The sequence below is a fragment of the Shewanella sp. Isolate11 genome (assembly GCF_022398315.1).
Lineage (GTDB): Bacteria > Pseudomonadota > Gammaproteobacteria > Enterobacterales > Shewanellaceae > Shewanella.
On sequence record NZ_JAKEVF010000001.1, the window covers coordinates 789867 to 801971 of the forward strand.

At 43.5% G+C, this 12105-nt stretch carries 12 protein-coding genes; 4 read left to right on the plus strand and 8 right to left on the minus strand.

Features of this window, described 5'->3' with window-relative positions; genetic code table 11:
- Position 1: 1 nt before the first annotated feature.
- Positions 2-1078, minus strand: coding sequence for an A/G-specific adenine glycosylase (gene mutY, locus L1D21_RS03445; protein ID WP_239843824.1), 1077 nt, complete (start codon positions 1076-1078; stop codon positions 2-4).
- Between the two features lie 271 nt (positions 1079-1349).
- On the opposite strand from mutY, the gene trmB reads away from it, so the two are divergent.
- The 4 genes from trmB (at position 1350) to L1D21_RS03465 (ending at position 5167) form a co-directional block, all read left to right on the plus strand.
- The gene (trmB, locus tag L1D21_RS03450) at positions 1350-2066 is read left to right on the plus strand and encodes a tRNA (guanosine(46)-N7)-methyltransferase TrmB (RefSeq protein WP_239843825.1); all 717 of its coding nucleotides are present in this window, start codon (positions 1350-1352) and stop codon (positions 2064-2066) included.
- 44 nt (positions 2067-2110) lie between these two features.
- The gene (locus tag L1D21_RS03455; RefSeq protein ID WP_239843826.1) at positions 2111-2434 is read left to right on the plus strand and encodes a YggL family protein; all 324 of its coding nucleotides are present in this window, start codon (positions 2111-2113) and stop codon (positions 2432-2434) included.
- Between the two features lie 582 nt (positions 2435-3016).
- Positions 3017-3874, plus strand: coding sequence for a YggN family protein (locus L1D21_RS03460; protein WP_239843827.1), 858 nt, complete (start codon positions 3017-3019; stop codon positions 3872-3874).
- Between the two features lie 351 nt (positions 3875-4225).
- Positions 4226-5167: a LysR family transcriptional regulator gene (locus tag L1D21_RS03465; RefSeq protein ID WP_239843828.1), complete on the plus strand. Its 942-nt coding sequence runs from the start codon at positions 4226-4228 to the stop codon at positions 5165-5167.
- A gap of 609 nt (positions 5168-5776) precedes the next feature.
- Here the strand turns inward: L1D21_RS03465 and L1D21_RS03470 are convergent.
- The 7 genes from L1D21_RS03470 to proC all read right to left on the minus strand — a co-directional run bounded on the left by L1D21_RS03470 (position 5777) and on the right by proC (position 12001).
- Positions 5777-7642 (minus strand): DUF885 domain-containing protein, encoded by a 1866-nt coding sequence (locus tag L1D21_RS03470; protein ID WP_239844181.1) that lies wholly within the window; start codon positions 7640-7642, stop codon positions 5777-5779.
- 243 nt (positions 7643-7885) lie between these two features.
- A complete protein-coding gene (hemW, locus tag L1D21_RS03475; RefSeq protein WP_239843829.1) occupies positions 7886-9025 on the minus strand; it encodes a radical SAM family heme chaperone HemW in 1140 nt (379 codons plus the stop codon).
- The gene (rdgB, locus tag L1D21_RS03480; protein ID WP_239843830.1) at positions 9025-9627 is read right to left on the minus strand and encodes an RdgB/HAM1 family non-canonical purine NTP pyrophosphatase; all 603 of its coding nucleotides are present in this window, start codon (positions 9625-9627) and stop codon (positions 9025-9027) included. The genes hemW and rdgB overlap by 1 nt, the downstream gene beginning before the upstream one ends.
- A 141-nt stretch (positions 9628-9768) precedes the next feature.
- Positions 9769-10203 (minus strand): DUF4426 domain-containing protein, encoded by a 435-nt coding sequence (locus L1D21_RS03485; RefSeq protein ID WP_239843831.1) that lies wholly within the window; start codon positions 10201-10203, stop codon positions 9769-9771.
- A gap of 86 nt (positions 10204-10289) precedes the next feature.
- On the minus strand, positions 10290-10595 hold the full coding sequence (gene yggU / locus L1D21_RS03490) for a DUF167 family protein YggU (protein WP_239843832.1): 306 nt from the start codon (positions 10593-10595) through the stop codon (positions 10290-10292).
- Positions 10595-11143 (minus strand): YggT family protein, encoded by a 549-nt coding sequence (locus L1D21_RS03495; RefSeq protein ID WP_239843833.1) that lies wholly within the window; start codon positions 11141-11143, stop codon positions 10595-10597. Before L1D21_RS03495 ends, yggU begins: the two co-directional genes overlap by 1 nt.
- A 39-nt stretch (positions 11144-11182) precedes the next feature.
- A complete protein-coding gene (gene proC, locus L1D21_RS03500; RefSeq protein WP_239843834.1) occupies positions 11183-12001 on the minus strand; it encodes a pyrroline-5-carboxylate reductase in 819 nt (272 codons plus the stop codon).
- Between the last annotated feature and the right edge of the window lie 104 nt (positions 12002-12105).

The following is a 12105-nucleotide window of genomic DNA, read 5'->3' on the forward strand; positions in this document are numbered from 1 at the left end:
ATCACTCCTTATTTAATACAGAACCTAAGCTGATTAATATACGCTCAGTGGCGGCGGCTAAACCAACTTTGGGGGGATTGGCTAAGTTATACCAGAGTGATGCGTCATCTTCCATGATTAGCTGCGCGTTACTCGGGTTTAAAGTTGTGGTAAATGCGGTGATATCCAGATGAAAATGACTGAATGTGTGCCTGAAGCCAGTCAGCGGTTCTTCACTGGTTAAGGTTAGCTTATGTAGTGATAGATACTGCTCAAGCTCGCCTCTAGTGCTAAATTGAGGAAAACACCATAGCCCACCCCAAATGCCCGCTGGTGGTCGCTTAGCCATTAAGACTTTGTCATCGTCCTTAATCACCAACATGAAAGCTTGTTTCTCGGGAATGGTTTTCTTGGGCTTCTTGCCGGGAAATTCGCTTTGTCGTCCCATTAGCTGGGCTTTACAGTCGATGGCAGCAGGGCAAATTTCACACTTGGGTTTAGCGCGGGTACAGATGCTTGAACCAATGTCCATCATCGCCTGATTGTAGTGTGCTATTTGCTGCTCTGGTGAGAGGTTCTCGGCCAAATGCCACAACTGGGTTTCGACTTGTTTTTTTCCTGGCCAGCCTTCGATAGCGCCATGACGTGCCAATACACGTTTTACATTGCCATCGAGGATAGCATGATGTTGGCCTAATGACAGTGACAAAACCGCGCCAGCGGTTGAGCGGCCGATCCCCGGTAAAGCCAGCACTTGTTCAAACTGAGTTGGAAACACGCCATGATATTCATTGGCGATTATCTGCGCACTCTTATGCAGGTTTCGTGCTCTGGCGTAGTAACCCAGACCTGTCCAATGATGTAGCACTTCATCTTGGCTAGCGGCAGCTAACTCGTTGATGCTGGGAAATCGCTGCATAAAAGCTTCGAAATAGGGAATAACGGTGGCGACTTGGGTTTGCTGCAACATGATCTCGGACACCCAAACTTTATAAGGTGTTTTGTCTTGCTGCCAAGGAAGGTGTTTGCGGCCATGCTCGCCATACCAAGTTACTATACGCTGGTGAAATTGGCGTGGGTGATTTTGCTCTGTTTTCATGGCGCTCAGTGTATAGAGCAGCCGCACAATTCTCAACTTAATTACAGGCTAAGTTTGGCCTTTCCTCGCACCTGACGGGATTATTGGTATACTTTGGCAACAATAGGGCTTGCACTACACCACTAACTTTGGATAATGCCCTTCTTTTTAAAAATTTATATTCATATTGCGATTAAACTTACGGTGAAATTCACCGCAGTTTTCTGCTTTATCCTAAGTAGATTTTGGCAGCAATATGGCCAACAAATGGCAGATATTAAGGCGATATACCATGAGCGACGTTACCACCGCTGAATTTAATGAAGAGGGTAAATACCTTCGTAAAGTTAGAAGCTTCGTGCTTCGAGAAGGACGTTTAACCAAAGGACAGGCGGTTGCAATGGAGCAACAATGGCCGCTAATGGGGTTGGATTACTCTCCTGAGCCGTTAGATCTTGCCAAGGTGTTTGGTCGTGAAGCCGATACCGTGTTGGAAATTGGTTTTGGTATGGGCGCTTCTTTGGTCGAAATGGCTAAAGCTGCACCCGAGCTTAACTTTATCGGCATTGAAGTGCATAAACCGGGTGTCGGAGCCTGCTTAGCCGATGCTGCTGAAGCGGGAGTTACCAATTTACGGGTTTTTCATCATGATGCCATTGAGGTGTTAGAGAACAGTATTTTGCCGGGTTCACTTGCGCGAGTGCAATTGTTCTTCCCTGACCCTTGGCATAAGAAGCGTCACCATAAGCGCCGTATTGTGCAGCCTGAGTTTGCACAAACAATCCGTAATTGCCTTAAGATTGGTGGTGTGTTCCATTTGGCGACAGACTGGGAAAACTACAGCGAACATATGCTTGAAGTGATGAGCGCTGCGTCGGGTTATAAGAACCAGTCAAGCAACAATGATTTTGTACCTAGACCGGATCATCGTCCATTAACGAAATTTGAAGCTCGCGGTCACAGACTCGGTCATGGTGTGTGGGATTTAATGTTCGAGCGCTGCGAATAACTTCGCGACAATTTATCAATTTTATAAACTGAAGGGGTTAGAACATGGCAACACGTAGCCGTCGTTTGCGTAAAAAATTACGTATTGATGAGTTTCAAGAGTTTGGGTTTGATGTTAATTGGACCTTCGATGATTCGGTATCTGAAGAGCAGATCGATACTATCGTTGATCAATTTATCGATGAAGTGATCGAGGCGCGTAAGCTGGGATTCCATGGTGGCGGACATAAAGAGTGGGAAGGCATAGTTGCGACCCAAAGCATAGGTAAGTGCACCGAGGAAGACCGTGAAGCCGTAAGCGCTTTCTGGAAACAGCAGCCAACATCAAGTGTTGAAGTGAGCGAGCTTTACGACATTTGGTGGAATTAATCTGCGGTATGGGTTAAGCGCTAATTTGCCGCTGAGACGATAAGAGCAGGTGTTCACGGACTGATTCCTTCAAGCCGTCACCTGCTTATTTTTCCCTGATTTTACCTCGATTCGCCTTTTTAGCTGGTGACAATTACCCTTAATCACTTTCCGCTAATTGCCGTTACTCTTTATTCTCTTATTACCGTTTCCGAACTCAAATGTTTTATACCAATCAAAGTAAATTGGTGATCAGCTCGTTTGTAACAGAAAAGGGCGCAGGAAAAGTTGTCGATAACAAGGCGTACATTGCAGTCACTAGTGATTCTAATAACAAAATTTATAACACGGTTATCGGCGATTTTAACGAGCAAGAATGACCAGATAATTACTGCGATTGGTTTTATTAGTCATTTCAGCTAATAACTCGTCTAAATGGCTAATTTAGTTTTTGAAATTAATATCGAATGTTCTTTATTTTATTGATTTATAATGTCATTTTATTTTTGGCACGATAACTGTATTGAAAGCTCTATATTAATTGTGATGCGCTGCTAGAAGCGTAATCACCAAGAGTAAAAATACAAGTTAAGGATGAATGAGATGAAAAAGCTGACGACTTCACTGGGTTTAAATGGAACGCGCTTAAACGTATTAGGGTTAACGGCATTAGGCTTAACCACCTTATTATCAAGCAATGTTTGGGCTGGTGATAAAGGCAATCAAATTTCTTTTGGTGATGATAATCAATGTCAGGTTAGCCTTAATTATGATGTTGCGGTCGAGCCTCGTAAGTTGGTGATCAGTGAAGCGCAAAAAGAGGTTTACCGTATTGAGCAGGGCAAACTCTATGTTGAAGGCAATGAAGTAGAGCTTGATAGCGAACAACAGCAGTTGGTTAATCAATATGCCGCAGATGTGTCTAAGCAACTGCCTGAAGTTATCGATTTAGTGCATGACGCTGTTGATATTGCTTCAACTGCCGTAAGTATGGCATTAACGCCATTATTGGGCGATGCTGCTGGTGCTAAAATCGATGCCATGATGGCAAGTCTGAGTGAGCGTATCGATACCGTAGCCTATCAGCATGGTGACCGCTTCTATCTTGGTGCGACAGAGTCTTCTCTTGAAGAAACCTTTGGTAAAGAATTTGAGCAGGAGATGGAGCAGTTGGTTCAAAGCTCTATTGGTAGCATGATGATGAGCCTAGGTAGCGAAATGATGAGTGGCGATGGCGACTCGTTTGAAGAAAAGATGCAGTCTTTCTCGGCTAAGATGGAGAAAGTCGGCGAAGATATAGAAACCCAAATCGAGCAGCAAGCCGATGAGCTTGATGAGCGAGCCAATTTACTTTGCGATAACTTCCAACAATTGGCGGCATTGGAACAACAGCTTCATCAACAAGTGCCACAACTTAACAAATATCCATTGATGAACCTGCAGCAACAACAGCTGAAATAGGTTTATTAAGTAACGAGTTTCCCCTCTGTTTGGACTTGGACAACCAGCAGTTTCCCTACACTTTCCTTGGGTGTAGGGCTTTTTTGTTTGTATTGTTTTTGATAGCTTTTCTTCGAAATCTGATTGTGTGTATAGTAACTAGTACATAGGTATTAGAATCAGAGTGCAAATCTTTGGTATACTTGTGAAAAATAAAAACAATGCTGACGAAATTTCCCTAAGAAATGGATAACAGCCTGACTCTACTCTTGAACTATAGTTAATTGTCATTGAAATGCTCTGACATCATGAGCTATCTCTCTGATTTATTATTAGTATTACTAGGGTTGATAACACCTTAAGGCTTTTTAAATGTTAGAACTTTTAGAACCTATTGCAATTTTTACTCATGTTGCTCGTGCTGGCAGTTTTAGTTCTGCTGCGCGTAAATTGGGGATTTCTAAATCTAAGGTGAGTACGCAGGTTGCAGATCTCGAGCATAAGCTTGGAGTGCAATTAATTCAGCGTACTACTCGTAGCTTGAGTTTAACCGAAGCGGGTCAGTTACTTTACGCCCAAGGTGAGGAGTTATTGAGGGACGCCGAGCAAGCGGTAGCGAGTGTGCATAACCTTAACGATGCGACTCGTGGTGTACTTAAAGTGGGGATTTCTCAATCTTTCGGTACCATGCATATTATTCCTGCTTTGCCAGATTTTATGGCTAAACACCCCGAGCTGGAACTTCAAGTGAGCCTGTTAGATCACAAGGTTGACGTTGTCAGCGAAGGGTTAGATTTGTTACTGACTATGTCGGAGCAACTGCCTCTAGGCATGGTTGCAAGACCGCTAATGAAGTGTCAGTTTTTGTTGGTCGCTTCGCCTGAATATGTCGCTAAGCACAATCAGCTCGATCGCCCTGAGCAGTTGGTTGACCATAATTGTTTGGTCTATCAAGGTGAATGGCATGAGCACAGCGTCTGGCAGTTTAAAAAAGGCGATGATTACTGTGAAATAGGGGTTTCAGGTAATTTTAGAGTGGATAATGCGCCAGCGTTAAAGTCAGCAGCGATTAGTGGTCTTGGCATTGCCTATCTCGCCAGTTATCTACTAGAAGATGAAATTGAGGCCGGTACCTTAGTGCCATTATTGGCTGATTGGCAATTGACTCACCATTTACCTCTACAAGCTGTCTACCCAAGACGTAAGCATTTAGCTCCTAAGGTGAGTGCATTTATTGATTTCATTAAGGAGCGAATTGGTACGCCACCTTATTGGGATGATAAATACAATGTGCTTTATGCTCAGCGTAAATAAACAAAATGAACAGTGAAATAGAGTTGGTTATCTTCGTGTAGATAAAACCTAAATCAAGTTTTATTTATCGCCAAATTGAAAACATTGTTCTATTTCTGAGATAAAAAGCCAGTCAATGGATGGTTGGCTGGCTTTTTGTTTATTATCAGTAGGTTAATATGTATTTGTTGGGCGTGATTGCTAGCGATTTGTTAAGCCGGAACTAATATTGTATGACAAATAGGTTTGAACTTTGTTCTTAATTTAATACAATGGCAACAGTTGATTTTAGATGAACTGAGTTACATAAATAACCATGGAATGACCCCTCCTAAAGTTATTTGTTCAGGTCGGCTTAAACGCAATCTGATCTCAACGCTGGCAGCGATTTAATAACTAAAACAATGCTAGCCTTAAAACCATCATCCTAGTTTTGGTTTACCCCAGCAATTTATTGCTGGGGTATTTTCTTTAGGGCCTTTGGCTTACTTCTGCTTATCTCGCTTTATCAAATTATCCCTGTTTTTATCTGAATGAATAGCCACTCAGTGTTATGTGTCTTTGCCGTCGGCAGACAATAAAAAACCACCTATATTAGGTGGTTTTTTATTTGAACTTCGCCGGTGATGCTCAGGACTTATGTGCCCATTCTAGTACTTTTTGTTCAAGCACATTCAGCGGCAATGGCCCATTTTTAAGTAGCAAGGTATGGAACTGACCAATATCAAATTTATCGCCCATGATCTGTTTTGCTTGCTTTCTTAATTCGACAATTTTCATCATGCCAATTTTATAAGCCGTTGCTTGTGATGGCATTACGATATGACGTTCAACCATCTTAACCGCATCTGATTTAGCGTTAGGCGTATTATCGACGTAATAATTGATCCCTTGTTCACGAGTCCACTTTTTAGCATGAATGCCAGTGTCGACGACTAAGCGGCATGAGCGCCATAATTCCATCGCCAGACGGCCAAAGTCAGAATAGGGATCATTATAAAATCCCATCTCTTTAGGGAAGAATTCGCTGTAAAGTCCCCAACCTTCGATGTAAGCGGTATAACCACCAAATTTTCGGAACTTAGGAACTCCTTCTAATTCTTGAGCGATAGCGATCTGCATGTGATGACCTGGAATACCTTCATGATAGGCTAAGGCTTCCATCTGATATTTCGGCATAGCGTCCATATCGTACAAGTTGGCGTAGTAAGTCCCTGGGCGACTTCCATCCGGCGTCGGCGCGTTATAAAAGGCTTTTCCTGCCGATTTTTCTCTGAAGGCTTCAACTCGCTTAACGATCATCGGTGCCTTAGGTTTGACGTTGAATACCTCATCTAGGCGAGATTCCATATTCTCTATTATAGTAGTGGCGTCGCTTAAATAAGCTTCTCGTCCAGCTTCAGAGTCAGGGTAGTAGAACTGCTTATCTTCACGCATGAATTTGAAGAAAGCGGTAAGATCGCCCTTAAATCCCACTTTTTTCATGATGGCACGCATTTCATCGTGAATACGCGCCACTTCTGCAAGACCCAATTGATGGATCTCATCAGCGGTCATGTTGGTGGTTGTCGTACGTGCTAGCGCATTATTATAAAATGCCTCGCCATTTTTAAACTTCCATACACCATCACGATTGTCGGCTTGTTGTTCTAAGCTGCCGATATAAGTGATCAACTTATTGTATGCCGGCTGTACTTGGGTGATAAGGGTGTTTTTAGCTTCATCGAGCAACTGGTCTTTTTGCTGGTCGCTGACTTCAAGTTTTGCGACTTTACGTTTGAAATCGGCCCAAAGCGCGCTATCGGCTTGTTGATCGAAAGGAGCACCGCTGATGATATTACGGCTATCGGAAAGTACGTAAGCAAATACAAATTTCGGTGCGATGATACTGGCTGCAGCTCGCTCTTCCAATGCCTCTTGTAGTTGCAGAAGGTACTTAGGCACACCGCTTAAACGGCTGATATAGGCTTTGGCATCGTCAATATTGTCAACTTGATGCTGGTTGATTAAAAATGATGGGACCATGGAATGACCGCCATACATCTGATTAACTGGGTAGCTGTAAAGGCGCCATTGATAATCATCTATGCTGTTTTGTAGTTTTTGGCTGAGTAAGTCATAACTCAACTGAGTTTGTAGATCTAACCCATCGCGGTTGAGCTGTTGTAACTGTTTTAAATGTTTTTTATCGCGTTTTAGATCGGCTTCATCGGCAGTCTTACCGATATCATCCCATTTGTCGTAATCTGCTTTGATACCCAATTGTGTCTGGAAAGTGGGGCTGGCCATCACATTTTCCATAAAGATGGTTTCAAACAGCTTGTTGGCTTTAGCCGATTCCTGCTGATTGGCTTGGGCGCTGCTTATTCCACTATTTATTCCATTAGGGGCTTGAACATTAACACTGCTGACTGGCAAAGCATTTGCGCTAAAGCTTGCTGATAAAAGCGTCGATATGGCGACGGTGAGTAATTTTGTTGTTGTTTTTATTTTTATGGTCATAAATTTTTCCCGTTACTTTAAGCTAACCATCCTAACCAAATGAGCAGAAAAGTAACTGACACAAATGTTATTAAATGTTTCTTTAATGTAAATTTTTTTAAGGTGAAAGTTAAGCGTTAAACTGAGGTTAACCGTTAACTTAAGCCGATTTTGCTTTGTTTGCTTGAAACTTGACCGTTTTGTATGGCTGGTAAATTCAGTGGTACTTAAATTAGCTCTCAATTGGCTTTGCTGAAGTTAATCGCAGAATTGACCAAGAACTTCATTAACAAACATGTTGCCCTTGGGAGTGAGTTGCCAGTGGTCGTGACTAATTTGCATTAATCCTTTTTCAGCCGCTTTTTGCATGCCTATATCTAGGCTTGTATGCGCAAGCCCGGTTCTCATTTCAAATTCTGCTTTAGGGATAGGCGACATTAATCTGAGGCGATTCATTAAATACTCTAAGGCTCTATCCTCTTCAGCTACTTCGGTTTTATCAAACAGATAATCGCTTGCAGCTAAATAGCCCTTAGGGTGTTTAATCTTTACTGTGCGGTAAATTTTTTGCTCTGCAAGTTGGGTTATTTTGCCATGGGCGCCGCAGCCTATGCCGAGATAATCACCAAATTGCCAGTAGTTAAGATTGTGCTGACACTGATATCCCGGCTTAGCGTAAGCGGAGATCTCATATTGCTCATAGCCCAATTCCGCTAAGCGTTGTTGCCCTTGTTCATAGATTTGCCATAAGGCTTCATCATCAGGTAGCTGTGGTGGCTTAGAGTGAAATAGGGTATTGGGTTCAATTGTCAGTTGATACCAAGATAGGTGCGGTGGATTAAGCGCCGCAGCCGTTTCGATATCGCGCATCGCTTCAGTGAAACTTTGGTTAGGCAAGCCATGCATTAAGTCTAAGTTAAAGCTTTTGTAATTAGCTTGGCTGGCTTTTTCTGCAGCCACTTTGGCTTCATCTTTATCGTGAATTCGTCCCAATAAATTGAGCTTGTCACTAGAGAAGCTTTGTACACCGATAGAGAGTCTTGTCACGCCTGCTGCACGATAATCAACAAAATCATCATGCTCTAGCGTGCCGGGATTCGCCTCCATGGTAATTTCGATCTTGTCCTGGAAGGGTATCTGTTGTTGTACGCCATCGAGCAGACGTTTGATCTGTTCGGCGCTAAACAGAGAAGGGGTGCCGCCACCAATGAAGATAGAGTGCAGTTTGCGCTGTTGCACATATTGAAGGTCATTGGTGAGATCGGCCAATAACGCATCGACATATTGCTGCTGTGGCAACTCGCCATGCTGACCATGGGAGTTGAAGTCACAGTAGGGGCACTTTTGAACGCACCAAGGTATATGAATATATAAACTCAGTGGAGGCAGAGTAAGCATTAACCGAGTACGCCTTTTGCTTTTAATTCAGCCAATAATAATTGCATCGCCTTGCCACGATGACTCAAGGCATTTTTTTCATCGCTATTGAGTTCTGCGGCGCTACATTGATGCTGCTGAGGGATAAAAATAGGATCATAGCCATGACCATTATCGCCCTTAGCTTCAACGCCAATATGACCTTCCCATGATGCTTGGCAGATGATGGGGGTTGGGTCGTCAGCATGACGCATGTACACCAAAATACATTGGAAGCGCGCACTACGCTGCTGTGGAACATCTTTTAATGCGTCCAATAGCTTTATGCAGTTGTCTGTTGCATTGGCATTCTCACCGGCATAACGAGCTGAATAGATGCCAGGCGCACCACCGAGTAGATCAACTTCTAATCCTGAGTCATCGGCAATTGCGGCAAGTCCGCTCACCTTAGCGGCATGACGGGCTTTGATGATGGCGTTTTCGACGAAGGTGGTGCCGGTTTCTGGAACTTCTTCGACTCCTAACTGGCTCTGTGGCAGCACTTCGATGCCATATTCGGCCAAGATTTCTGCAAACTCTTTTAGTTTTCCCTTGTTGCCACTGGCTAATACAATTTTATTCATCTGGATCTCGGACTCATCTGCTGCAATTTATGGGCGCAATGATACCCAAGCTTAAGGTGAAACGGTAGGGGAGACGGGCGACTTTGCATTTTACTTTAGTCAGAAAATAGGAAAGTCGCCGAGATAGAGGTGGGACTCTGCTTATTCGATATAAAACTTTTGCTTAAATGTCAGCTGTGTATTAAGTCTGTTACCCGCTTTGATGGCGATTTGAAAGTTGATTTCTTGATCGTCGCGATAGGGAACTTCGGCAATATAGTAAATCGCCTCTCCCTCTCTGATTTCCCTGAATGTCAGAGCGACACGAGCATCGAGGAGGTTATTGGCGATACCCGATATCTCAACGGGAATGGCTGGCTTCCCCTTTTGACTGGTGTCTAGTACCGAAATATTGATGATGCCTGTGTAATTGCTGCGCTGAATACCATAAGTTTTAGCGATTAGTGGAGTGATAAAGGTGCTGCCGAGGGCGACATAGTGAATATCGAAGTTACCGACAGTCTGCTTTTGTTCTGCGAGAGCACTGCTTACCACGCCAAAAGAGAGTAGCAGGGCACAAATTAGCGTACGGAACATGATTAACTCCTAGAGACTAGATAGTGGGTTTAGTATAGTCATTTTTGTTTAATATTGGCTTGGGTCTGTATCTGAATGGCTTGATTTTAGGCAGAGGTATTGCCAGTGAGTAACAGCTGTATTTCTGCAGGAACCTGTTTAGGCTCAATCACTTTAATCTGCTTATGACGCCCCAGTTCCCCTTTTTCTATGATGATATTGCTTTTGGGTACTTTGAACTGTTTAGCAAGGTATTTGCTAAGATGGGCGTTGGCTTTGCCATCGACAGGCGGCGCGGTGATTGCCACTTTAACTTCGTCACCATGGGGACCCACAATTTGGTCCCGACTGGCTTTAGGTTGAATATAAAGTTTAAGTAACAGATCACCTTGTTGCTGTTGCACTGCAACCACTAAACATTAGCCCAGAATGGTACGTATTGAGCCAATAAGATATTGAGGAAGTTTAAGATGATCATCATTACTAGTAAGGATAGATCTAAGCCTCCCATCGGCGGAAGAATACGGCGGATCGGTGATAAAAGTGGTTCAGTTAACTGCCCCATCACCATTTCAATCGGATTATGACCTTGGCTGACCCAACTTAGGATAGCGCGAAGGATCAACATCCAGAACAGTAGTACACCGGCTTGTTTACACACAGACACCACTGAAACCAGCAAGATAGTCGGCAGGCTGATGGCTGCGCCGGCAATTAAGCTTAAAATAACGAATTTTAACACCACAACTAATATCGCCAATACCACAGAAGCTGTGTCTAAACCGCCCATAGCAGGTAATACACGTCTCATTGGCGCCACAATAGGGTGAGTGGCTTTCACGACAAATTGGCTGAAGGGATTGTAAAAGTCAGCACGGGCTACTTGCAGCCAAATGCGGATGATCACGACCATCAGGTATAGGTCAAAAACGGTATTCACTAAAAAGCTTAATGCATTCATTGTGTGTCTCTACTTATTGGTATGCAGATTCGATCTTAATTAAAATTGCTTAGCCATTTCGTCGGCGCGAGCCATGCAGTCATGCATTGCCCCTCTGACAATATCGCGTAAACCGGCTTTTTCAAATGCCGCGAGGGCTTGAGCCGTAGTGCCGCCTTTTGAGGTGACGTTTTCTCTGAGCTGGCCAGCGGTTAACTGTTGATTTTGCTTAACCATCTGTGCAGCGCCTAAAGCGGCTTGCTGCACTAATGCACGGGCGACAGCTTCATCGACACCATCTTGTTTTGCACTGTCTATCATAGCTTCCATCATAAGGAAAAAATAGGCTGGCGAGCTACCTGCTAGCGCGATAACTTGATTTAAATCATCTTCTTTATCGACCCAAACCACTTCACCACCCGTCTGCATAATTTGTTCGCATAAGGCTTTGTCAGCCTCTGATACTGACGCTTCTGCAAAGAGACCTGTCATGCCATAGCCAATTTGAGTTGGCGTATTTGGCATTGAGCGGATAAATTTAATCGGTTGATTAAAATAATCGTGGTAACGATTAGCCGTGATACCTGCGGCGATGGTGACAATCAGCTTATTGGATAAATCTAAGCTGGCGAGATGTTCACACACTTGTTGCATCAATTGGGGTTTGACACTTAGTACAATCACATCGGCCTGCTCTGCGGCGGCTAAATTGTCATGGGAAACTTGAATACCGAGATCTTGTTGTAGGGCGATAAGTTTGCCTTCACTTGGGTTAGTGGCATGAATTAATTCGCTAGGGTAGCCACTTTTGACTAAACCACTGACGATACTGCGAGTCATGTTACCTGCACCAATAAAGCATATTTTTTTCTGTGTCATAAAAGGTCTCAATTATTCTTTTAAATCAATGAATGGTATATCTGGGCTTGGAGTGAGATCACAAGGGCGTGGTGACATATTTGGTGATTAAACTAAGTTAATTA